Annotated in this window: 24 protein-coding genes; 20 read left to right on the top strand and 4 right to left on the bottom strand. The window is 40.9% G+C overall.

What is annotated here, in order from left to right; genetic code table 11:
• Positions 1 to 79: 79 nt before the first annotated feature.
• Together mnmE and AAEU29_RS14990 are read left to right on the top strand one after the other, a co-directional pair.
• The gene (gene mnmE, locus AAEU29_RS14995; protein ID WP_421974077.1) at positions 80 to 1,444 is read left to right on the top strand and encodes a tRNA uridine-5-carboxymethylaminomethyl(34) synthesis GTPase MnmE; all 1,365 of its coding nucleotides are present in this window, start codon (positions 80 to 82) and stop codon (positions 1,442 to 1,444) included.
• Between the two features lie 85 nt (positions 1,445 to 1,529).
• A complete protein-coding gene (locus tag AAEU29_RS14990) occupies positions 1,530 to 1,889 on the top strand; it encodes a ribosome recycling factor family protein (protein ID WP_421974076.1) in 360 nt (119 codons plus the stop codon).
• A 574-nt stretch (positions 1,890 to 2,463) separates the two neighbouring features.
• Here AAEU29_RS14990 and AAEU29_RS14985 read toward each other — a convergent pair.
• Positions 2,464 to 2,994, bottom strand: a complete 531-nt coding sequence (locus AAEU29_RS14985) for a hypothetical protein (protein ID WP_421974075.1) — start codon at positions 2,992 to 2,994, stop codon at positions 2,464 to 2,466.
• Between the two features lie 639 nt (positions 2,995 to 3,633).
• Positions 3,634 to 3,888, bottom strand: coding sequence for a hypothetical protein (locus AAEU29_RS14980; protein ID WP_421974074.1), 255 nt, complete (start codon positions 3,886 to 3,888; stop codon positions 3,634 to 3,636).
• Between the two features lie 448 nt (positions 3,889 to 4,336).
• On the opposite strand from AAEU29_RS14980, the gene mioC reads away from it, so the two are divergent.
• From mioC to nadE, 16 genes are all read left to right on the top strand, one after another.
• Positions 4,337 to 4,774 carry an FMN-binding protein MioC gene (mioC, locus tag AAEU29_RS14975; protein WP_421974073.1) on the top strand — a complete coding sequence of 146 codons (438 nt, stop codon included), beginning with the start codon at positions 4,337 to 4,339 and terminating at the stop codon, positions 4,772 to 4,774.
• Between the two features lie 425 nt (positions 4,775 to 5,199).
• On the top strand, positions 5,200 to 7,089 hold the full coding sequence (mnmG, locus tag AAEU29_RS14970; RefSeq protein ID WP_421974072.1) for a tRNA uridine-5-carboxymethylaminomethyl(34) synthesis enzyme MnmG: 1,890 nt from the start codon (positions 5,200 to 5,202) through the stop codon (positions 7,087 to 7,089).
• 30 nt (positions 7,090 to 7,119) lie between these two features.
• Positions 7,120 to 7,740 (top strand): 16S rRNA (guanine(527)-N(7))-methyltransferase RsmG, encoded by a 621-nt coding sequence (rsmG, locus tag AAEU29_RS14965; RefSeq protein ID WP_421974071.1) that lies wholly within the window; start codon positions 7,120 to 7,122, stop codon positions 7,738 to 7,740.
• 16 nt (positions 7,741 to 7,756) lie between these two features.
• The gene (locus AAEU29_RS14960; protein ID WP_421974070.1) at positions 7,757 to 8,542 is read left to right on the top strand and encodes a ParA family protein; all 786 of its coding nucleotides are present in this window, start codon (positions 7,757 to 7,759) and stop codon (positions 8,540 to 8,542) included.
• Positions 8,543 to 8,558: 16 nt separating this feature from the next.
• Positions 8,559 to 9,467, top strand: coding sequence for a ParB/RepB/Spo0J family partition protein (locus tag AAEU29_RS14955; RefSeq protein WP_421974069.1), 909 nt, complete (start codon positions 8,559 to 8,561; stop codon positions 9,465 to 9,467).
• Positions 9,468 to 9,685: 218 nt separating this feature from the next.
• Positions 9,686 to 10,063, top strand: coding sequence for an ATP synthase subunit I (locus AAEU29_RS14950; protein WP_421974068.1), 378 nt, complete (start codon positions 9,686 to 9,688; stop codon positions 10,061 to 10,063).
• Positions 10,064 to 10,078: 15 nt separating this feature from the next.
• Complete coding sequence (gene atpB / locus AAEU29_RS14945; protein WP_421974067.1) at positions 10,079 to 10,933, top strand: F0F1 ATP synthase subunit A; 855 nt, start codon at positions 10,079 to 10,081, stop codon at positions 10,931 to 10,933.
• Between the two features lie 49 nt (positions 10,934 to 10,982).
• Complete coding sequence (gene atpE / locus AAEU29_RS14940; RefSeq protein ID WP_010561330.1) at positions 10,983 to 11,216, top strand: F0F1 ATP synthase subunit C; 234 nt, start codon at positions 10,983 to 10,985, stop codon at positions 11,214 to 11,216.
• Positions 11,217 to 11,260: 44 nt separating this feature from the next.
• On the top strand, positions 11,261 to 11,731 hold the full coding sequence (gene atpF, locus AAEU29_RS14935) for a F0F1 ATP synthase subunit B (protein ID WP_421974066.1): 471 nt from the start codon (positions 11,261 to 11,263) through the stop codon (positions 11,729 to 11,731).
• A 16-nt stretch (positions 11,732 to 11,747) separates the two neighbouring features.
• Positions 11,748 to 12,281, top strand: a complete 534-nt coding sequence (atpH, locus tag AAEU29_RS14930) for a F0F1 ATP synthase subunit delta (RefSeq protein WP_421974065.1) — start codon at positions 11,748 to 11,750, stop codon at positions 12,279 to 12,281.
• 14 nt (positions 12,282 to 12,295) lie between these two features.
• Entirely contained in the window at positions 12,296 to 13,837 is a 1,542-nt protein-coding gene (gene atpA / locus AAEU29_RS14925; RefSeq protein ID WP_421974064.1) for a F0F1 ATP synthase subunit alpha, read from the top strand.
• Positions 13,838 to 13,881: 44 nt separating this feature from the next.
• Positions 13,882 to 14,742 carry a F0F1 ATP synthase subunit gamma gene (gene atpG / locus AAEU29_RS14920; RefSeq protein ID WP_421974063.1) on the top strand — a complete coding sequence of 287 codons (861 nt, stop codon included), beginning with the start codon at positions 13,882 to 13,884 and terminating at the stop codon, positions 14,740 to 14,742.
• A gap of 31 nt (positions 14,743 to 14,773) precedes the next feature.
• Entirely contained in the window at positions 14,774 to 16,159 is a 1,386-nt protein-coding gene (gene atpD / locus AAEU29_RS14915; protein WP_421974062.1) for a F0F1 ATP synthase subunit beta, read from the top strand.
• Positions 16,160 to 16,172: 13 nt separating this feature from the next.
• On the top strand, positions 16,173 to 16,592 hold the full coding sequence (locus tag AAEU29_RS14910; RefSeq protein WP_421974061.1) for a F0F1 ATP synthase subunit epsilon: 420 nt from the start codon (positions 16,173 to 16,175) through the stop codon (positions 16,590 to 16,592).
• Positions 16,593 to 16,701: 109 nt separating this feature from the next.
• Entirely contained in the window at positions 16,702 to 17,349 is a 648-nt protein-coding gene (locus AAEU29_RS14905; protein WP_421974060.1) for a YceH family protein, read from the top strand.
• Between the two features lie 15 nt (positions 17,350 to 17,364).
• Positions 17,365 to 18,195: an NAD(+) synthase gene (nadE, locus tag AAEU29_RS14900; RefSeq protein ID WP_421974059.1), complete on the top strand. Its 831-nt coding sequence runs from the start codon at positions 17,365 to 17,367 to the stop codon at positions 18,193 to 18,195.
• Between the two features lie 63 nt (positions 18,196 to 18,258).
• Here the strand turns inward: nadE and AAEU29_RS14895 are convergent, their stop codons facing one another.
• Positions 18,259 to 18,660, bottom strand: a complete 402-nt coding sequence (locus AAEU29_RS14895; protein ID WP_421974058.1) for a hypothetical protein — start codon at positions 18,658 to 18,660, stop codon at positions 18,259 to 18,261.
• A gap of 108 nt (positions 18,661 to 18,768) precedes the next feature.
• Complete coding sequence (locus AAEU29_RS14890; RefSeq protein ID WP_421974057.1) at positions 18,769 to 21,285, bottom strand: zinc-dependent metalloprotease; 2,517 nt, start codon at positions 21,283 to 21,285, stop codon at positions 18,769 to 18,771.
• 173 nt (positions 21,286 to 21,458) lie between these two features.
• Here AAEU29_RS14890 and AAEU29_RS14885 point away from each other — a divergent pair, with 173 nt between their 5' ends.
• A complete protein-coding gene (locus AAEU29_RS14885) occupies positions 21,459 to 23,534 on the top strand; it encodes a S9 family peptidase (RefSeq protein ID WP_421974056.1) in 2,076 nt (691 codons plus the stop codon).
• 1 nt (position 23,535) lies between these two features.
• A complete protein-coding gene (locus AAEU29_RS14880; protein WP_421974055.1) occupies positions 23,536 to 24,126 on the top strand; it encodes a DUF938 domain-containing protein in 591 nt (196 codons plus the stop codon).
• Positions 24,127 to 24,190: the final 64 nt, after the last annotated feature.

The raw sequence follows: 24,190 nt of genomic DNA, 5'->3' as shown, positions 1-24,190 counted from the left end.
TTATCTAACACAATAATTGACCAGACAATTTATCTAATTGGTATTACAATACACCTATTCGTAGCTATCAATTATCTCTATGTTTAATCAAGACACCATCGTTGCACAAGCAACCGCGCCAGGCAAAGGCGGCGTTGGCATTATTCGTGTTTCAGGCAAACTGTCACAACAAGTTGCTGAAAAAATCTTAGGCAAATGCCCAAAGCCACGTTATGCCGACTACCTCTCATTTAATACCTTACAAGGCGAACAACTCGATCAAGGTATTGCACTCTATTTTAAAGGTCCAAACTCCTTCACTGGTGAAGATGTACTAGAACTACAAGGGCACGGTGGCCCTGTTATTATCGATATGCTACTGCGTGAAATTACGCAAATTGAAGGCGTACGTTTAGCAAAACCAGGTGAGTTTAGTGAACGCGCATTCTTAAACGACAAAATGGATTTAACCCAAGCAGAAGCAATCGCAGATTTAATCAATGCAAACTCAGAGCAAGCAGCCAAAAGCGCCCTACACTCGCTGCAAGGCCAATTCTCTAAGCATATCGACACGCTGGTGGAACAAGTTATTCATCTGCGCATGTATGTGGAAGCAGCCATTGATTTCCCAGATGAAGAAATCGACTTTTTATCTGACGGTAAAGTATCGAACGCCTTAAATGCGATTATTGAACAACTCGATAACGTAACCGCGCAAGCCAAACAAGGCGCGATTATGCGCGAAGGTATGCGCGTAGTAATTGCTGGTCGCCCTAACGCGGGTAAATCGAGTTTGCTTAATGCACTTGCTGGTCGTGAAGCAGCAATTGTTACTGATATTGCCGGTACTACCCGAGATGTACTTCGCGAACACATAGATATCGACGGTATGCCGCTACATATTATCGACACCGCAGGTCTGCGTGAAAGCCCTGACGTAGTTGAACAAATAGGTATTGAACGCGCTTGGCAAGAAATCAATCAAGCTGATCGCGTATTGTTTATGGTTGATAGCACCGAAACAAGCGAGACCGATCCTGCAAAAATTTGGCCTGAATTTGCTGAGAAACTTCCGCAAGGCATGGGCATAAGTGTGATCCGCAATAAAGCCGATTTATCAGGCGAAGCAATTCGCATCGATGATTCTGCACAAACACCTGTACTAAGCGTAAGTGCTAATAATGGCGAAGGTGTAGAGCTGGTAAAATCGCATTTAAAACAGATTATGGGTTTCCAAGGTGCTACCGAAGGCAGCTTTATGGCGCGTCGCCGTCACCTTGATGCACTTGAAAGTGCAGCGTATCACCTTGCAACGGGTAAAGATCAGTTAGAAATGCACATTGCAGGTGAGATCCTTGCAGAAGAATTACGCTTAACTCAGCAATACTTAAATGAGATCACGGGTGAGTTCACCTCAGATGACTTGCTTGGCAAAATCTTCAGCTCATTCTGTATTGGTAAGTAATAAATTAAGTTTTAGTACTTAGAATTAAGATGTTAGATGCTGATATTTTCTCAGCATCTATTCTTCCAAAATTAATAAAAAAACCATGCTTGATATTCAATTAAACACCTTTGTTCGCCGAATTGAAAAAGCTAACGAATTAAAAGCACAAATCAAATCATCTGGCGCCAAGTTAAGTCGTAAAGGCCGCTCTCGACACTGGCGACTACAAGGCACTTGGCCGCAATTTCAAAACATCATCCAACAAGCACAATCATTCGAAGAACCCAGCTGGCAATGGGTGATTGAAACACTTAAAAGTCATCAACCTAAACCACAAATTGAAGATTTAGTTGAAATTGTTAAAACTAACCCGAGTATCACTCAGCAGCAGCTTATTAGCCAAACCGACTGCACGCTGGTGGAAGCAAGAAAAGCCTTTGATGTGGTTGAGTGGGAAGAGTGATCACTCTTAATTCTGGCTTCCATGCAAATATCTTACGCCATCCATGACGCACTCGTTCATTCTTTTTAAACGGCCAAAAAGAACGAACCAAGAAAAAGCCACCCCCAATATCAAACTGATCTTCAAACGTTATTTAAATATGAACATAAACGCCATGAAGCGGCATCCATTCCTAAGCATGGCTTACTCGACCCGCTACGCTCCCTGTCTCGTATTATTCATTTAAATCCCATTTTCAGGTTTGATATAAGGGGTGACGAAAGACCGAAGCAACGCTTCGCAGCATGAGGAAGTGAGGTCATGGATGACCGATGGAACCAAGCTTCATGGATGAATTACTAACTCGAGTCCATAACACTCTTAGTTACTCTAAGGCAGTAAAGTGCCATAAGTAGAAATTATAAAGATCAAAAATACAACCACCTATTCAAGCTATATCATTTAGGTGGCATTTTATAACGCAACTATTAGGTAAAAGTTGCGTTTATAGCCATATTTAATTTTAGCAATAACAAGAAAAGCTGACACTAGGTCAGCTTTTACAAGGGATGAAAGGTGTTCCATGGGAAACGTATTATTTCGTTTCTTTGGTTGAAAGAGCACCATAAAATTTATTAAAAGATTTTTCAATCCGGTCATGCTCTGCTGTTATTTCTTCAGCATACCTTTCTTGTATCTCTTTAGGGTTTTGAGCAAGAGAAAACACTTTCGTCATTAAATCCAAGCGTAGCTTCGACCTTTCTATATCGTGAGTTAGTGTAGTTAATTGATTTTGCATTTTTAGAGCTTCTAACTGTTCGTTTTGAGCATTAGCTTGACGTGTTAATTCTTTGATAGATTCATCTGTACTTTCGCGCTGTAAAGCTAGCTCATGTCTTTGCAGAATAATTGTATAAATCAAACCAGCAAATGCCAAACCACTGAATAAGGCATTTGTTGGTCCAAACATATCGCCATTGCTTGCACGACTTGCGAGACTGTCATTTATTAATGGGTAGATGTATGCATTAAATAGCCATATAGCTACTACGAGCAAAATGGACCCAATAAACCATCTAAAAGAATGATCTTTCTTTTCATCGACTTCGTTTTTATTAGTGCTCATGTGCTTCTTCAATATAGAATAAAACCAATATGTTACCTAAACAACGGTTCATGCGGCAAATACTGTCTGTGCAGAACTGGGGTTTCTTATCAGGATTTATGTTTAATCAATGCTCCAGCTTTAAACAAAGTCCCCCGTTATTTTGCGAGCTAAAATGAGGTTAGTCTTACTGATAATGGCTTTATAGCCGGCTGCTCTTCGCTCAGCACCTTCCTTATAGAATGTTGTTAAGAATAACCTTCCGCTTTAATCAAACCAGAACAACGAGTTTGAATTGATAATACGAGATAGGAAGCGTAGCGAGTCGAGTAAGCCATGCTGAGATAAGGATATCGATTCATGACGTTTATCATAAAATTCAAATTTGTTGTGAGGATCAGTTTGATTTCGCGGCGGCTTTTGTTACGAAATATATCCCTATATTTCGCCCTTTGGGCCAGCTTCGCTGTTCAAATTTATTCCCGATAAATTTGTGGTTCGTGCTTTTTGGCCGTTTAAAAAGAATGAACGAGTACGCCATGGATGGCGTAAGATAATGCAAGGAGGCAAATTCAAAGGGGATTACCAAAAGATAAATGTATGCACGCCTCTAAATCTAACCCCTCAACACCCCAAATTATGCAATAAAAAGCCAACTTCTTATAAGTTTCTAACCTGAAAACTGCTCTGCCCGAGCTTTTTTAATAGCATTGCTAAGCGATCTAAACGCCATGATCGTAGCTCATCTACCCTCGCTTGGCGGATTGTATAGCCCTTTCCGGTTTGCGTATTTATGGCAAATAAGTGATACTTATTGGGCTCTAAGTTCGATTCTTGGGCAATAAAGTCTGTCATAGAGCCTGTTTCTACAAGTCTTACAAACTCACCTTCTTTGATCCGATAAAAATCAATCACAACAATTCACCAAAATAATCATTACATATTGCCATTTTGTCATATTACGATCTAAAAAGCAGATCTGATATTGGCTAGCTAAGTGAAAAGATCGCCTATTTTTAGAATATTTGGATCTTAAAAACAACTTATTAGATCTAATAAAAAACCTGATCTTGAAACCAAATGAATAGATCTATCCACAAGCAGATAAACCTCCCTGTAAAATGCTCCTTTTTACAGACTTTTTTCCCTAGTATTTAGATTTCATAAATAGCTTAACAACGTGTTGTGCACAGTTAGATCGCAAATATATTAAAAATATAATTAAATTTAAAACATTAAATAACAGATACTTAAACAAATAACGATGATAAAACAATCAGATTTAAACTATCCACTGTGAATAAGATCTTTTAACTATGTAGTTTATACCTTAAGATCGGCAAAAATACCTGATCAACTCATCATGAAAAACCTAAGTATTATCGTTGGTAGCCAAATGGGCTCGGCAGAATATGTTGCAGAGCAGCTACAAGACGCCTTAGCTGAAGAAGGCCTAAGCGTTACAGTACACGAACAACCTGTATTAGCTGATATTACAAATACAGATTGGCTTATTTGTACATCGACACATGGTGCTGGCGAATTACCTGATAACATTCAAGCTTTTGCAGCAGAACTTGCTGAAGGCGAAGCGTTAAATGATATTAACTACGCGGTGATTGGTTTAGGTGACTCTAGTTATGATCAGTTTAATCAAGCAGCTAAGCAGATTGATCATCTTCTGTTGGATAAAGGCGCAAATAAGTTATTAGATCGCCTTGAAATCGACGCGCAGTCAGAAGAATTGCCTGAAGATATAGCTTTAGCCTGGTTACCACAGTTAATTAAAGTGCTTAGCTAATTAATTAGCGATAACGATCATATGAAAAGGTTATTCACAATTTTTGTCTTTTTTAGATCGGAATGTGGATAACCCTTGATCTAACCTTGTATTTATAGATGATTATGCATTGGATAGAATTTTAGCTTGATCGCATTGTTGATAACTAGGCTAGTTGATCAAAGGTTTTAAAGTTGTTGATCCGATCATATCAACATCAAGTGATCTAACTTAACTTAATGATTTAATTATCGAATTGATACTTATCAACAGAAATGGGCGTTCTATATAATATAAATAACAAGATCTTTCTAAAGATCATTTAATTTATATTAGATCAACTCTTTAGATCGTGTTCAATATTTAATCGTTTCACTTCTTAGAATTTCTAGGTAGAATACGCATCCTTTCAAAATCTAACTCGGATATTACGCAGGATCCTTTACATGCTATTTCATGAACAATTTGACGTTATTGTTGTTGGTGGTGGACATGCTGGTACAGAAGCAGCATTAGCTTCGTCGCGCATGGGAATGAAAACATTACTGTTGACTCATAATATTGATACTTTAGGTCAAATGTCATGTAACCCTGCGATCGGTGGGATCGGTAAAGGCCACTTGGTAAAAGAAATCGACGCTTTAGGTGGTGCTATGGCACAGGCGATCGATAAAGGTGGTATTCAATTTAGAACACTGAATTCTTCTAAAGGCCCAGCGGTACGAGCTACTCGTGCTCAAGCAGATAGAAAGCTTTACAAAGAAGCAATTCAGCAAACGTTGCAAAACCAAGAAAACTTAACGATTTTCCAACAGTCGTGTGATGATCTTATTGTTGATGGCGACACTGTAAAAGGTGTTGTAACGCAAATGGGTTTAAAGTTTGAAGCGCGTACTGTGGTATTAACGGTAGGTACTTTCTTAGGTGGCCAAATCCATATTGGTATGGAAAACTTTAGTGGTGGTCGTGCAGGTGATCCACCGTCAATTGCATTAGCAAAACGTTTGCGTGAACTACCGTTCCGTGTGGATCGCTTAAAAACAGGTACTCCGCCGCGTATTGACGCGCGCACTGTTGATTTTTCAGTAATGCAGGCACAACCTGGCGATACACCAACACCTGTATTTTCGTTTATGGGTAAGCAAGAAGATCACCCAACGCAGATCCCGTGTTACATCACATATACAAACGAAAAAACACACGATGTAATTCGCAATAACCTTGATCGTTCACCTATGTATGCTGGTGTTATTGAGGGTATTGGTCCGCGTTACTGCCCTTCTATCGAAGATAAGATCATGCGTTTTGCTGATAAAGACAAACATCAGATCTTCGTAGAGCCAGAAGGCCTTACAACACATGAACTTTACCCAAATGGTATTTCAACAAGCTTACCGTTTGATGTGCAAATGCAGATCGTAAGATCAATCAAGGGCTTTGAAAATGCCCATATTTGCCGCCCTGGTTATGCAATTGAGTATGACTTTTTTGATCCGCGCGATCTAAAACAGTCACTGGAAACTAAATTTATCAATGGTTTATTCTTTGCTGGCCAAATTAATGGGACTACAGGTTATGAAGAAGCAGGTGCGCAAGGCTTAATTGCAGGTATGAACGCTGCATTACAAGCGCAGGGCAAAGAGGCGTGGACTCCTCGTCGTGACGAAGCCTACACAGGTGTGCTTATTGACGACTTAGCAACGCTTGGTACTAAAGAACCGTACCGTATGTTCACTAGCCGTGCTGAATACCGTTTATTACTGCGTGAAGATAATGCAGATTTACGTTTAACAGCAAAAGGCCGTGAGTTAGGCTTAGTTGATGATGCGCGTTGGCAAGCATTTAACGAAAAGATTGAAGTGATGGAACTTGAATCTCAACGTTTAAAGGATACGTGGATCCATAAAGATCACCCTGCCCTAGAAAATGTGAATGCATTACTAAAAATGCCACTCGCTCGTGAGGCAAGCCTTGCTGATTTGGTAAAACGCCCAGAAGTAAATTATAAAGATCTGGTTGCGATTGAAGGCTTAGCGCCTGAAACAAATAATGACCAAGCGCATGAGCAAGTTGAAATTCAAATCAAGTACGCTGGTTACATTGCACGCCAGCAAGATGAAATTGATAAGCAACTGCGTCACGAAAGTACATTACTCCCTACAGACTTTGATTACAGCAAGGTTTCTGGCTTATCAAACGAGGTTGTTGCTAAGTTAACAGATGTAAGGCCATCAACAATTGGTCAAGCATCGCGAATTTCAGGTATAACACCTGCTGCAATTTCGCTATTATTAGTGTACTTAAAAAAACAAGGTTTATTACGCAAATCAGCTTAGTGCTGATTTGCTGCTTTCTAGGTTCATTACGTGATTCGCAATAAATTAGATGCCTTATTGGCAAAAACATCGATTACCCTATCTGAAACACAAAAACAGCAACTGGTTAGTTATGTTGAGATGCTTGATAAGTGGAATAAAGCTTACAACTTAACATCAGTACGCGATCCACAGGAAATGGTGGTAAAACACATTCTTGATTCGCTTGTTGTAGCACCTCACTTAGAAGGTAATAATTACATTGATGTTGGAACTGGTCCTGGGTTACCAGGTGTTGTGCTTGCGATTGCTCATCCAGATAAACAATTTGTACTATTAGATAGCCTCGGCAAACGTATTCGTTTTTTAAATCAAGTTAAGCTAAATTTAAAACTCAAAAACATTACGCCAGTACAATCTCGAGTAGAAGAATATCAACCAGAACAACCATTTGATGGGGTTTTAAGTCGTGCCTTTGCATCTTTGCAAGATATGGTAGACTGGTGTCAGCACTTAGTGGATCACTCTGGTCGTTTTATTGCGCTAAAAGGCCAATTTCCTGAACAAGAAATTGACCAATTACCGGCCTCGATTGAATACCAAGATAAAGTTGTATTAACAGTGCCTGAGCTGGATGCCGAAAGGCATTTAATAATTCTAAAAAAGAACTAATTTGTTAGGGGACACCGTGGCTAGAATCATTGCAATTGCAAACCAAAAAGGTGGTGTTGGTAAAACAACCACTGCGGTAAACTTGGCAGCATCGATGGCTGCAACCAAGCGTAAAGTGTTGTTAATCGATCTAGACCCTCAAGGCAATGCCACTATGGGCAGCGGTATCGATAAATATGACGAAATTGCCACTACTTACGATTTATTGGTTGAAGAAAAACCTTTTAATGACGTTGTAATCACTGAAACCTCGGGTGAATATCATTTAATCGCTGCAAATGGTGATGTTACTGCCGCTGAAGTGAAACTGATGGAAATGTATGCCCGTGAAGTTCGCTTACGCAACGCACTTGAAAAAATTGCTGACCAATACGAGTTTATTTTTATCGACTGTCCACCATCGTTAAATATGCTAACGGTAAATGCGATGGCAGCTGCAGACTCTGTTCTTGTACCTATGCAATGTGAATACTTTGCACTTGAAGGCTTAACAGCTTTAATGGATACCATTACGCAGCTTGGAAAACTAGTTAATCCAAAATTAGAAATTGAAGGCATCTTACGAACCATGTACGATCCGCGTAATCGTCTGGCAAATGACGTGTCTGACCAATTAAAACAACATTTTGGCGAAAAAGTATACCGCACTGTAATTCCTCGCAATGTACGTTTAGCAGAAGCACCTAGTTTTGGTGCGCCGGCAATGTACTACGATCGCGCTTCTACTGGTGCAAAAGCCTATTTAGCATTAGCCGGTGAAATGTTGCGACGTAAAGAGAAAAAAAGTCAGGCCGTTGCTTAATTTTTGAGGAAAGTGAATGTCTGCTAAAAAACGTGGTTTAGGGCGCGGCTTGGATGCCCTGTTAACATCTGCAAAACCAAAAGTGCAGGATGTTGAAGAGCAATCTAATGCACAAAATGACGGTGTAAAAGATTCAACAACAGTTGCATCGTCAAGTGAGTTACAAAAATTACCTATCGAGTTTTTACACCCAGGAAAATATCAGCCACGTAAAGACATGTCAGAAGAGGCGCTTGAAGAACTTGCCTCGTCAATTCGTGCTCAAGGGGTTATTCAGCCTATCGTTGTGCGCCCTATTGCTCATAACAGCTACGAAATTATTGCTGGTGAGCGTCGCTGGCGTGCTGCACAAATTGCAAAGTTAGATATCGTTCCTTGTTTAATTAAAGAAGTGCCTGATGAAGCGGCTGTTGCTATTGCATTAATTGAAAATATTCAACGTGAAGATTTAAATGCAATGGAAGAAGCAGTCGCTCTTGAACGTTTATTGAACGAATTTGAACTTACACATCAACAAGTTGCTGATGCTGTAGGTAAATCACGTACCACTGTGACTAATTTATTGCGTTTAAATAATCTCAATGAAGATGTTAAGCGTTTGCTTGAACATGGCGACATTGAAATGGGCCATGCTCGCTGTTTATTAGCGCTTGATGGTGAAGACCAATCTGCAACAGCACGTATTGTTGTAGCAAAAGCCCTAACGGTGCGTGAAACAGAAAAACTGGTACGTTCAGTATTAGAACCTAAACCTGAAGTTGCGCCAAAAGAGAAAGATCCTGATGTTGTTCAGCTTGAACAACAACTTGCACAAAATTTAGGTGCAAAAGTAGAAATTAGTTATAACCAAAAAGGGAAAGGTAAATTGGTTATTTCTTATACTTCTTTAGACGAGCTTGATGGCATTTTAGAGAAAATTAATTAACGGTATATTAATTTCCGATATACATTTCATTAATATTATCTAATAGTCTAAAAATACCTTAAATTTTGCATAAAAATCACGGTTTAAAGCCTGTTTATGCACCTTCCAAAAGCCTATAAATAAACGGCTTTCAAGTTGCAAATCTGGCAAAAATAAGTATAATTTTGCCAGTTTTTTGTACCCTGTTCTATTGTGCATCGTCAAGGTTGATTATTTTTGTGGCAAATTCATTAGCAAAACCTTTACGAACCAAAGCACTGAAGTTTATTTATTTACAGGGCGTAGTAGCACTTGCAAGTGCGTTAGTTGTTTGGCTTGGTTGGGGAGTTTTAGCGGGCAAATCTGCATTAATTGGTGGATTTGTGGCGTTGCTTCCCAATTTAGTATTTACCCTCTATGCTTTTCGTTTTGCTGGGGCCAGACAAGTACAGCAAGTTTACTCCTCGATAAAACGAGGGGCAGGATTAAAGTATTTATTAACCATTGTGCTGTTTGCACTGGTGTTTAAGTCGTCTGCGGTAATGTTATTACCATTTTTCTCGGCTTATGTACTGGTAATGATAGTAAGTTGGTTTGCACCGATTTTTTTTCATTAACTTTTGGGATAAAACATGGCTGAAGAAGTAACTCTATCGAGTCACATTCAGCACCACTTAACAAATGCTAAGATGTGTTCGACCGATGCCGGTCTTGCCTTCAATAAAGCATGTGCTGACAGTGGTTTCTGGACGTGGCATATCGATACCCTTGCTTGGTCTATCGGATTAGGGATCTTATTTTTATGGATCTTCCGAAGCGCAGCAAACAAAGCAACTACCGGTGTACCGGGTAAGTTTCAATGTTTCATTGAGATGATTGTGGAGTTTGTTGGTGACAACGTACGTGATACTTACCACGGTAAGAGCGCGTTAATTGCACCACTTGCACTGACCATCTTTGTTTGGGTTTTCTTAATGAACCTAATGGACTTAATTCCTGTTGACTTCTTACCTGCATTTGCTGGCTTTGTTGGCGAATCAGCATTTGGTATGGATTCACACGATGTCTACATGAAGATAGTACCAACCACAGATATCAACCTAACTGCTGCATTAGCGCTAGGTGTATTCTTACTGATGATTGGTTACTCAGTAAAAATTAAAGGCATCAAAGGTTTCATTGCTGAACTTACGCTTCACCCATTCAGCACTAAGAACAAAATCGGTATGTTGTTCTTAATCCCGTGTAACCTTTTGTTAGAAACAATCGCGTTAGTTGCTAAGCCGTTTTCACTAGCACTACGTTTATTCGGTAACCTGTATGCAGGTGAGCTTATCTTCATCCTAATCGGTGCAGTTGGCTTAATGCAGTTACCATTACACTTTATTTGGGCAGTTTTCCATATCTTAGTTATCGTTCTTCAAGCATTCGTATTTATGATGCTGACGATTGTTTACCTAAGCATGGCAAGCTCAGACAACCACTAATTTACAAACTTTTTTAATTTAACTTTTAATTTACATTTTGGAGATAAAAATGGAACTAATGATTGGTCTTAAGTACATCGCTGTGGCTCTACTTATCGGTTTCGGTGCAATCGGTACTGCTATCGGTTTCGGTAACATGGGTGGTAAATTCCTAGAAGCGTGTGCTCGTCAACCTGAACTAGCGCCTTCACTACAAGTTAAAATGTTCATCCTAGCTGGTCTTATCGATGCGGTAGCAATGATCGGTGTAGGTATCGCAATGGTATTGTTGTTCGTACTTTAATTTTATTAATCGTTGAACAGCAAACTATTTAAGGAGGAGCGGTCGTGAACTTAACTGCCACTCTAATTGGTGAATTAATTGCGTTTACTGTTTTCGTACTTTTCTGTATGAAATATGTATGGCCACCGCTAAACGGCGCAATTGAAGCTCGCCAGAAAAAAATTGAAGAAGGTTTAGCTGCTACAGACAGAGCTGAAAAAGACTTAGAGCTTGCTCAGCAGAAAGCAGCTGACCAGCTTAAAGAAGCTAAAGCACAAGCAGCTGAAATTATTGAACAAGCTAAAAAGCGTGCTACGCAAATCGTTGACGAAGAGACATCTCGTGGTCAAGAAGAGCGTAAAGCTATCATTGCTCAAGGTCACTCAGAAGTAGAAGCTGAGCGCAATCGTGCGAAAGAAGAACTTCGCCTACAAGTTGCTAAATTAGCAGTTGTTGGTGCAGAGAAAATCTTAGAGCGCGAGATCAATGAAACGGCACATAGCGACATCGTTGAAAAACTTGTTGCTGAGCTATAGATAGGAGGGTATGAGCATGTCTGAATTGACTACCATCGCTCGCCCATACGCGAAAGCGGCTTTTGATCTAGCCGTTGAGAAAGGTACTGTTGAAAGTTGGAACGAGATGTTGTTCTTCGCTGGCGCATTAGCGAGCGATGCACAAGTTAAAGCCCTACTTTCAGGCATTCCTTCTGCAAACGAGCAAGCAGATGCAATCATCAAGCTTGGCGCAGAGCAGATCAACGAACAAGGTCAAAATCTTATCAAGCTAATGGCCGAAAATGAGCGTTTAGCCGCTATTCCTGCTGTTGCTGAGTTATATGCTGAATTTAAATCAGAATATGACAAAGAAATCGACGTTGACGTTGTTTCTGCAACTGAGCTTACTGCACAGCAGCAAGCTACTCTTAGCGCAGCATTGGAAAAACGCTTCGCACGCAAAGTTAAGCTGAATTGTAGTGTTGATGCTAACACTATGGGCGGTCTAGTGATTAAAGCTGGCGATACTGTGATCGATGGATCAGTACGCGGTAAGCTAAATCGTCTTGCAACCACACTACAATCGTAATTGGGAAGAAGAGCATGCAACTTAATTCCACTGAAATTTCAGAACTAATCAAGAAACGTATTGAGCAGTTCGAAGTTGTTAGTGAAGCACGTAACGAAGGTACAATTGTATCTGTTACTGACGGTATCATCCGCGTACACGGTCTAGCTGACTGTATGCAAGGTGAGATGATCGAGCTTCCTGGCAGCCGTTACGCTATCGCACTAAACCTTGAGCGCGACTCAGTAGGTGCAGTAGTAATGGGTCCATACGCAGACCTTAAAGAAGGCGTAAAAGTTAAAGCAACAGGTCGTATCCTTGAAGTACCAGTTGGCCGTAATCTACTTGGTCGTGTTGTTAACACACTAGGTGAGCCAATTGATGGTAAAGGTGCTATCGAAGCTGAAGGCTTCGAACCTGTAGAAAAGATTGCACCTGGTGTAATCGAGCGTCAATCAGTAGACGAGCCAGTACAAACTGGTTATAAGTCTATCGATGCGATGATCCCAGTTGGTCGTGGTCAGCGTGAGCTAGTAATCGGTGACCGTCAGACTGGTAAAACTGCATTAGCTATCGATGCTATCATCAACCAAAAAGGCACAGGCGTTAAGTGTGTGTACGTAGCGGTTGGTCAAAAAGCATCTACTATTGCTAACGTAGTACGTAAGTTAGAAGAGCACGGTGCACTTGAAAACACAATCGTTGTTGTTGCATCTGCTTCAGAATCAGCTGCGCTTCAATTCCTAGCGCCATTTGCTGGTTGTACAATGGGTGAATTCTTCCGTGACCGCGGTGAAGACGCACTAATCGTATATGATGATCTTTCTAAGCAAGCTGTTGCTTACCGTCAGATTTCACTACTTTTACGCCGTCCGCCAGGTCGTGAAGCATACCCAGGTGACGTTTTCTACCTTCACTCACGTCTTCTAGAGCGTGCATCACGTGTTAACGCTGATTACGTTGAGAAGTTCACTAACGGTGAAGTGAAAGGTAAAACTGGTTCACTAACTGCACTTCCAATCATTGAGACTCAAGGTGGTGACGTTTCTGCGTTCGTACCTACAAACGTAATCTCAATCACGGATGGTCAGATCTTCCTAGAAACTGACTTATTCAACTCAGGTATTCGTCCTGCAGTTAACGCTGGTATCTCGGTATCGCGTGTTGGTGGTGCAGCTCAAACTAAGATCGTTAAGAAACTAGGTGGTGGTATCCGTCTAGCGCTAGCACAGTATCGTGAACTAGCAGCGTTCTCACAGTTTGCGTCTGACCTTGACGATGCAACTCGTGCTCAATTAGAGCATGGTGAGCGTGTTACTGAGCTGATGAAGCAGAAGCAGTACGCTCCAATGTCTGTTGCTGAAATGTCTCTGTCACTATTCGCTGCTGAAAAAGGTTATCTAAAAGACATCGAAATCAACAAGATCCTTGATTTCGAAGCTGCGTTAATCTCTTTCGCTAACAGTGAATATTCAGCGCTTATGACTGAAATCAACGAAACTGGTAACTACAACGCCGAGATCGAAGCTCAACTTAAAGAGCTTTTAGAGAAGTGTAAATCTACACAAACTTGGTAAGTTATTAATGGTGACTTCGGTCACCACTGATTCGGAGATAAGTCATGGCCGGCGGAAAAGAGATAAAAACCAAGATCGGGAGTATTAAAAATACTCAGAAGATCACCAGCGCAATGGAAATGGTTGCCGCTTCAAAAATGAAGAGAGCGCAAGAGCGCGTGGCAGCTAGTCGTCCTTACGCTGAAAATATACGCAAAGTGATCGGTCGTGTTGCTCAGGCTAACTTAGACTTCAAACATCCGTTCCTTGAAGAACGTGAAGCGAAGCGAGTTGGTTATATTATTGTTTCTACTGACCGCGGTCTGTGTGGCGGCTTAAACTCAAACGAGTTTAAGAAAGTTGCACTAGACGTAAAAGCGTGGAAAGAAAAAGGCGTAGATGTTGAATTTGCTGCATTAGGTAGCAAGGCAGCAGGCTTTTTCCAGCGCTTTGGCGGTGAGTTAATGGCAAGCAAAGCAGGGCTTGGTGATGCACCTTCTGTACAAGACGTTATTGGTCCTGTAAAAGTAATGCTAGATGCATACTCAGAAGGCAAAATTGACCGTTTGTTTGTTGTTTACAATAACTTTGTAAACACCATGAAACAAGAGCCAGTGATCGATCAGTTATTACCTTTGCCTAAAGCTGAAGAAGAAGTTTCTAGCCACTCTTGGGATTACTTATATGAGCCAAACCCAGAGGCAATTTTAGAAACTCTTATCAAACGCTTTATTGAGTCTCAGGTATATCAAAGTGTTGTTGAAAATGCTGCATCTGAACAAGCTGCACGTATGGTTGCGATGAAAGCCGCAACAGACAACGCTGGTGACTTAATTAATGAGTTACAACTGGTATACAACAAAGCACGACAAGCTGCAATCACACAGGAAATCAGTGAGATTGTTGCAGGTTCAGCAGCCGTTTAACGGTTAGGCAAAGTTAACGAGAGGAATAGACATGAGTTTAGGTAAGGTCGTCCAAATTATCGGCGCCGTTGTGGACATCGAGTTTCCACAAGACAACGTGCCAGCCGTATATGACGCGCTAAAAGTAACAAACGGCGAGCTAGCTGGCTTAACTTTAGAAGTTCAGCAGCAGCTTGGCGGTGGTGTGGTACGTGGTATCGCACTAGGTACTACAGACGGTTTACGTCGTGGTACTGAAGTAGAAGGTACTGGTGAGCCAATTAAGGTACCAGTAGGTACAGCGACACTTGGTCGTATCATGAACGTACTTGGTGACCCAATTGATGAAGCGGGTCCAATCGGTGAAGAAGAGCGTTACTCTATCCACCGTGAAGCACCAAGCTACGAAGAGCAGAGCAACTCAGTTGAGCTTTTAGAGACTGGTATCAAGGTAATCGACCTTGTATGTCCATTCGCTAAAGGTGGTAAAGTTGGTCTATTCGGTGGTGCGGGTGTAGGTAAAACTGTAAACATGATGGAACTTATCCGTAACATCGCAATCGAGCACAGCGGTTACTCAGTATTCGCAGGTGTTGGTGAGCGTACACGTGAGGGTAACGACTTCTACCATGAAATGAACGAATCAAACGTACTTGATAAAGTATCGCTTGTTTACGGTCAGATGAACGAGCCACCGGGTAACCGTTTACGTGTTGCTCTTACAGGTCTTACAATGGCTGAGAAGTTCCGTGACGAAGGTCGTGACGTACTTTTCTTCGTTGATAACATCTACCGTTACACACTAGCGGGTACAGAAGTATCAGCACTTCTAGGTCGTATGCCATCAGCGGTAGGTTACCAGCCTACACTAGCTGAAGAAATGGGTGTACTTCAGGAGCGTATCGCATCTACTAAGACTGGTTCAATCACGTCTATCCAAGCAGTATATGTACCTGCGGATGACTTAACTGACCCATCTCCAGCGACTACATTCGCTCACTTAGATGCAACAGTTGTACTATCTCGTGATATCGCTTCACTTGGTATCTACCCTGCGGTAGACCCACTTGATTCATCTTCACGTCAGCTTGACCCATTAGTAATTGGTCAAGAGCACTATGAGACTGCTCGTGGCGTTCAAACAGTTCTTCAGCGTTATAAAGAACTTAAAGACATCATCGCAATCTTAGGTATGGACGAGCTATCTGATGAAGATAAGCAAGTTGTATCACGTGCACGTAAAATCCAGCGTTTCCTATCTCAGCCGTTCTTCGTAGCTGAGGTATTTACAGGTGCATCTGGTAAATACGTATCACTTAAAGACACTATCTCTGGCTTCAAAGGCATCTTAAACGGTGACTACGATGATATGCCAGAGCAAGCGTTCTACATGGTTGGTTCAATCGACGAAGCGATCGAAAAAGCCAAAGACATGTAATTAGGGGGCTGTTATGGCAATGACAATACATCTTGACGTAGTAAGCGCAGAAGACACTATCTTCTCTGGTCGCGTTGAATCGCTTCAAGTTACTGGTAGTGAAGGTGAACTAGGTATTTTACATGGTCACGCGCCACTGCTAACACCCCTAAAGCCAGGTATGGTTAACTTTGTTAAGCAAAACGGTGAAGAAGAGATGATTTACATTGCAGGCGGTACGTTAGAAGTACAACCTGGCACTGTAACTGTTCTTTCAGACGTTGCTACACGTGCAGAAGACTTAGATGAAGCAACTGCATTAGAAGCTAAACGCCAAGCTGAAGAGCATATGGCGAACGCATCAGCAGCAGACTTTAACTATGCTGAAGCGGCAATTGAGCTTTCTAAAGCGATTGCGCAAATCAAAGTACTTCAGTCAATTCGTAAGAAGTAACCAAACCTTACATGGTTAATTAAAAAACCCGCCTCATGGCGGGTTTTTTGTTTTTTCATTTTCTAAATTGAGGTATATAAGAAACACAACTTGTTATTCAGGAAGTAAGATGGAACTCAAATTAACGACTGTTGAACAACGCATTATTGGCTGTTTACTCGAAAAACAACAAACCACACCCGACCAATACCCTCTTTCGCTTAATAGCTTAACCAACGCCTGCAATCAAAAATCCAATCGTGAGCCGGTTTTAGATTTATCTGAATCAGAAGTACAAGATGGTTTAGATTCACTTGCTGCAAAACGCTTAGTGACAGTTGATGAAGGCTTATCTGGCCGCGTTAATAAATATGCGCATCGTTTTTGTAACACTGAATTTGGTTCAATAAAGTTAACCGATCAGCAAAAAGCGATTATCTGCTTAATGCTGGTGCGTGGTGCGCAAACTCCGGGTGAACTAAGAACGCGCTCTAATCGATTAGCAGACTTTAGTAATGTGACTGAAGTGGAAAGCGCACTAAATGCCTTAGTAGAGCAAGAATATGTTGTGAAGTTAGAGCGAGAGCCAGGCAAGCGTGAATCGCGTTTTATGCATTTATTTGGTGATACAGATATTTCTGAACTCAAGGTGATGAATTCGAATGCACAATCAACGGTTGTGGCTAGCCATCAAAGTGATGAAGTGGCACAATTACGATTAGAAGTTGCTGAATTACGCAGCGAACTTGCAGAAATTAAATCACATCTAGGTTTATAACACAGGAGAAAACCAGTGCGCGCTGAAATCATGGCTGAAATGAAGGTACTGCCTTCAATCGATCCTCAAGCAGAAATTACCCGTCGAGTGGCATTTATTAAAGGTAAGCTGGTGGAATCAGGTACGCGCAGTTTAGTGCTAGGTATCTCTGGCGGTGTTGATTCGTCAACGTGTGGTAAGCTTTGCCAGCTAGCCATTGATGAGTTAAATCAAGAACACGCTACTGATAAATACCAGTTTATCGCCATGCGTTTACCTTATGGGGTGCAAGCAGATGAAGATGAAGCGCAACTTGCTGTTGATTTTATTCAGCCATCAAAGCGCGTGACTGTAAATATTAAACCAGCAACAGATGGTATGCACACAGAGGCGCTAGCAGCGCTTGAGGCTGCGGGTATTGAGCCACCAGCACAAAGTGCTGTTGATTTTACAAAAGGTAATGTAAAGGCGCGTCAGCGCATGATAGCGCAATATGAGATTGCTGGATTAACGCAAGGTTTAGTTGTGGGCACAGATCACAGTGCTGAAAATATTACAGGCTTCTATACCAAGTTTGGTGATGGTGCATGTGATTTAGCACCACTATTTGGTCTTTCAAAACGTCAAGTTCGATTGCTCGCAAAAACCTTAGGTGCGCCAGAACTATTGGTAACTAAAACACCAACTGCTGATTTAGAATGTGACCGCCCAGGCCTTGCTGATGAAGATGCACTTGGTGTGAGCTATGATCAGATTGATGACTTCTTAGAAGGCAAAGAAGTATCGAGTGAAGTTGAAGAAAAGCTGATTGCGATTTATAAGCGCACAGAGCATAAGCGCCAGCCAATCCCAACAGTTTATGATTAATACTTACAAAGTTATGGCATAAAAAACCGAGGTTAATCCTCGGTTTTTTATTTTGTATGACTTTTATTTATTGGGAGTGATTCCCACAGCTAATTTCATCACCACTTCAACAGGCACTCGGTTCGTATTTTGGTCACTTGGTAGATATGATATTTTTGGCATATCTGTTAGCTGCTGCTGCGTAATCCAATTATTTGGTGTAGTTGAAATTAACTCTTTTGTAACTTCGTTACCGTTTGAATCGATAACTAGTTTATAAGTCATCATTCCAGGTTGTTCTGGTAACCAAGAAGGGCGTTTGCCGCTAAATTTTTTTGTTTTTTGCGGTTGAAATACCCAATATTCTTTCACTTCACTTTGATCTACCTTTATAGGAGCTTGTGTAAAGTAAGGCTCTTTTACCTTTTCTGTTGAATTACATGCTCCCAGTAGTAGTGAAAATAAAACTACTATCGCTTTTTTCATATATCATATCCTTTGAAAATAAATCGAAATATGACAATACAATAAAAAAGCCGAACAATAAATGTTCGGCTTTCAAGCATTTTGTCTAAATTCGCGTAGCGATATAAATTACGCTTTTAATGCTTTCTCAATTAGCATATCAATATAGGCTTTTTGTGCTTTCGCAGCATCCGACGCACCCCAAGATAGGCTTGCGCCTTGAATATCTTGAAGTTGCTTAAATGCGGCTGCTTTGGCTAGGTTGTCATGCTTAGATGGCTTATCAACACCAGCAACCTTAATTAACGACTTCACATATTCAGTTTGTACATTGTGGCTTACTGATGTTGCAGACTTAGCATCAACGAAAATGGCTGCTGTTAGATCGTTTAAGAAGCTATTTACATCGTATTCATTGCCGTATTTTGTACTATCAGAAATACGTGTCATTACATTTGGGTGTAACAACTGAGCTAAAACGTTCTTTTGCATACCTAAAACCATAGCATGGTACTTAGGATCTTCGTTTTTACCATAATGGCTAAAGCCGCGGCGTTGGTGCTGCATTTTATTTAGTAGCGGCTCCATTGAAGATAGCGCATCTGGTGCAAATACGAAGCTTGTTAGCACGTTCATCGCTTCTTTTTGCTTAGCAAGTGGCACTGGCGTGTAAGGTTGCGTATTGCTACCTACATTGTCACGTTCTACATAAACACCACCAATATAACGAGATACAACACCCGCTTGAGCACGGTATTGACCAAATAGCATATTCGCTTTTACAAGTAGCTCTTGATACGACTCACCGTCTTTAAGCGCGGTTTGCTCAAGTTTACCGAATGTTTGGTTTACTAATTCCATACGATCTTTGGCATAAGCCACAGCGTTTGATGACATATCGCCAATCATCACGCGTGGGTCGATATGACGACCTGGTGCACGCATATCGTCGGCATCATTACCAAATGCTAAACCATGCTCGCTAGAGCGTTTTAAAATAGATTCTAAACGTGCTGCTTCCGCTGCTGCATCAGTTAAACCTTGAGAGTAACCATACTCAATTGCCCAATCATCGTAAGGGCCTGGCTTATCTTGGAAGTAATCGCCTTGAGTCATACCTTTTGGTGCAATATTCGCAGGTGTGTAGTCCATTACTGAACCAGTTAAAATACCTTGCGTTTTAGATTTGTCGTGAACTTCTTTTTCATCCCACAAAATAGACGCTTTCATATTGTGGTTAAGACCAAGCGTATGACCTACTTCGTGAAGAATCAGCATTTTTAACCCTTGCTCTAAAATTTCTTTCTTCGCAATATCAGTCGTTGCCAGTGAATTAGCTAGCATCATACCCTGCTGCAATTCATGTCCTTGGCTGCAATGTAAACCTTGTTGGCTTGCAATATCATGGTTGTGAGCGCTTGATGATGCCGCTTGGCTGTAAAGGCTATCCATCATCCAACGGTTTTTCATAAACACGTATTCAAGCATGATATCAGAGCCTAAAATTTGGCCTGTTAACGGGTTAGCAAGTGATGGGCCGTAACCGCCAAATGGAGGACGTGGTGAAGATGTCCAACGTAACACGTTATAGTTAATGTCACCTGCATCCCACTCTGCGTCATCTGGTTGTACTTTTACTTCAATGGCATTTTTGAAACCTGCTTTTTCAAATGCTAAGTTCCATGCAAGCACACCCTCTTTTACTGTTTCGCGCCACTCTACTGGTGTCGTATTTTCAATCCACCATGTAATTGGTTCAACTGGCTCTGAAATCGCCGCATTAGGGTCTTTTTTAACAAGGTTCCAACGATTAATGTAATCTTGGTAAGGTGCCCAGTCGCTAGTTGTCATATCGTCAAACTGCTGACCAAAGTAACCAATACGCGAATCATCTTTACGTGGCTGGTAGTCATTTTGTGGCAGTTCAATAAATGAATGCTGAACTTTTACTGAAACTGTGCGCGGATCGGTTACTGATTGTGTGCCACGAACCGTTGGATTAGCATTATTAAATACATAATCAACAACGATATCTAAGTTATTTGTGTAGTTGCGGTTTGATAAAATGCGCGATTTTTTGTCATCTAGTTTACCAGGGTTAAAACGTTTGCTGGCATTTTTATCATCGGTACGCTTCCATGGTGATACTTTATGAAGCGCTTCACTTTTAAATAGCTTATCTACCTTAAGCGCAAACTTGCCTTCTTCTTCTTTTTCAATTTTTAAGCTTGCTAACACCGCTTCGCTGATATTTGCATCGCTAGCTTTAGCAATTGCATTGTTTGGATCAAATTTATAGCGTGGTGTTTTACTAATAATATCAATGCGATCAAAGTGACGACGGAATTCAATTAACTTTGTTTCACGGTATGAACCACGTACATGGCCTGCATCAACAACGCCATCAACGGTGTGTGCAAAGTAAACGTAAGGCTTGTTTAAGTTTGCCTCACTAATCACCATCATGGTTTCGCCGGTTTTTGTATCTTGGTAAAGATTAAAAAGACCTTCTGAAACGGTTTTTTTCTCTAGCATTTCAGCCAGTGTTTTATCTTTTTTCTCGTCTTTTTTCTTGTCATCTTTTGCCAATGCAGCACTGCTAGCAAAGCTAAGCGCCACCGCAAGTGAAAGTAACTTTAATTTCATTGTGTTTCCCTTGGAACATTCAAAGTGAATATTTGCTTTTTTATCAACAAAAGAGTCTACCCAATGCAAAAACAGATTAAAAACGTAAAAAGTAACTTAATGTTAACGATGCTTTATTTTGCTAAACTGCGGCTATTACTAATGCTATTCATTTTGGGTTTATAGCTAACTTCATGACAACTCTACGTTTAAACCGTACCGCAATTGCCCCAATTGCGAATAAAAAAGCAAAAATTCTTAGTTCACACAATTTGGAGCGCACCGATAACTATTATTGGATGCGCGATGATGATCGAAGTGCGCCTGCTGTACTTGACCATCTCGCAGCTGAAAATGCGTATTGTGATACGGTTCTTAAACCGACAGAAGAGTTGCAGCATCAGCTTTTTGAAGAGCTGAAAGGTCGTATTCAAAAAGACGACAGCACAGTACCGGTAAAGGATGGTGATTATTGGTATCACAGTGAAGTAACAGGTGATGATGAATATGCTCGTCACTATCGCACCACCAGCTTTGCTGGCGACAATAAGTTGCTGTTATTAGATGTGAATGCACTTGCCAGCGAGCATGAATTTTATGATCTAGGTGAAATTGGCATTAGCCCTAATGATCAGTTGTTAGCGTATTCAGAAGACACCGACAGTCGACGCATTTACACCGTACGTTTTAAGCATATTGCGTCCAATACTTACTTAGATGACGTACTGGAAAACACCGAAGGCCAAGTGATTTGGGCTAATGATAATAAAACAGTATTTTATGTAAGGAAGGACTTACAAACCTTGTTGGGTTACCAAGTATATCGCCATATTCTAGGAACCCCTCAAAGTGAAGACGTGTTGGTTTATGAAGAAGACGATCACAGCTTCTATATGGGGCTTGGTAAAAGCCGTGATGATAGTTTGTTGATGATTGATCTTGCCGCAACTGAAACTACCGATTGTTTAGTGCTTGATGCAAATAATCCAATGGGCGAATTTAAACGCTTAATTCCCCGTGAAGAAAATCATATTTATGATATTGATAAACTGGGCGATGAGTATGTTATTTACTCTAATTGGCAGGCAAAAAACTTCAGAGTTTTAACAGCAAATGTTCAAACCATTAGCCAAAAATCTCAGTGGCAAGAGTTTGTTGCCCATCGTACCAATGTACTGATTGAAGGTATTGAGTTATTTACCCATTTTAAAGTAGTGACAGAACGTGAGCTAGGGCAAATTCGTTTTATTATTTACCCAAAAAATAGCGACAGTTTTGCGCTTGCGTTTGATGATCCATGCTTTTTTGCCGGAATTGGCGATAACCCCGAGCCAAATACCGATAAAGCACGCATTTTCTATTCGAGCTTAACCACACCAAGCAGTTTGTTTGAGTTTGATTTAAATACCGGTGAAAAGCGCGTTCTGAAACAGCAAAAAGTGTTAGGCGAATTTGATGCATCACATTATCAGGCTGAGCGCTTGATGATCACTAGCCGTGATGGGGTGGATATTCCAGTATCCTTGGTTTATCGCAAAGACTTATTTAAACAAGATGGTACTAATCCGATTTATCAATATGGTTATGGTGCTTACGGTATTACTATCGATCCTAATTTTTCTGCGCATAACCTAAGCTTGCTCGACAGAGGGTTTGTTTATGTCATTGCCCATGTGCGCGGCTCTGAAATGCTTGGTCGTGAATGGTACGAGCAAGGCAAAATGCAACATAAGCAAAATAGCTTTAATGACTTTATTGATGCTACCAAGGCCTTAGTTGAAAAAGGGTATGGTGCAAAAGACAAAGTATTTGCATCGGGCGGCAGTGCTGGTGGCTTACTTATGGGGGCGGTGGTAAACCAAGCGCCAGAGTTATACCTCGGCATTGATTGCACAGTTCCTTTCCTAGATGTACTAACAACCATGTTAGATGAAAGTATTCCACTTACTACCAATGAGTATGATGAGTGGGGTAACCCAAATGAGCGTGATGCTTATGATTGGATTAAAGCGTATTCACCATACGATAATATTTGCGCACAAGATTACCCGAATATTTTAGTCACCACCGGATTTCATGATTCGCAAGTGCAGTATTGGGAGCCAATGAAATGGGTTGCTAAGTTGCGTGAATATAAAACCGATAATAACTTACTATTATTTAAAACAGATATGGACAGTGGCCACGGTGGCGCATCTGGGCGCTTTAAAAGCTTAAAAGAACGTGCGTTAGTGTTGGCTTTCTTCTTGTCATTACTTGCAGAGAAATAACATGCAGCCCTACTCTAAAGCCTGTGAAAAAAACAAAGAACCGATTTTAGCTATTTTAAAATTGGCCTTTGCAGATGTAGCTCGCGTTTTAGAAATAGGCTCTGGCAGTGGACAGCATGCTGTTCACTTTGCCCCTGCACTACCGCACTTAATCTGGCAAACAAGTGATGTACCGGTTAATCATTCAGGTATGCAGTACTGGTTAGATGCGTTCCCTGCACCAAACTTACTACCGCCCTTGTCGCTTGATATTTCAGAGTCTTGGCAAATTACTCTATACGATGGCATATTTACTGCCAATACCTTGCATATTGTTAACCCTCAACTTGTCGAAGCGTTTTTCGAAAAGGTGAAGCGCTTTTTAGCGCCTAATGGCACGCTGTGTATTTATGGGCCATTTAACTACAATGGCCAGTTTACATCAGACTCTAACGCTGAATTTGACCAATGGTTAAAAGTAAAAGACAGCACTCGTGGTATTCGTGATTTTGAATGGATTTGTCAGCTTGCAGCAGATGCTGGGCTTGAATTGATTACCGATCACGAAATGCCAGCAAATAACCGCTTGCTAGAATTTATTAAGCGCAACTAACACTGCCCATCAATTGTATTACTTGCATTGTTTACATTCGTATAAGTTATTAGATAATTTTAGA

It is taken from the genome of Pseudoalteromonas aquimarina, from assembly GCF_049257255.1.
Taxonomy (GTDB): Bacteria; Pseudomonadota; Gammaproteobacteria; order Enterobacterales; family Alteromonadaceae; genus Pseudoalteromonas.
This window is presented reverse-complemented; position numbering and strand designations above follow the sequence as displayed.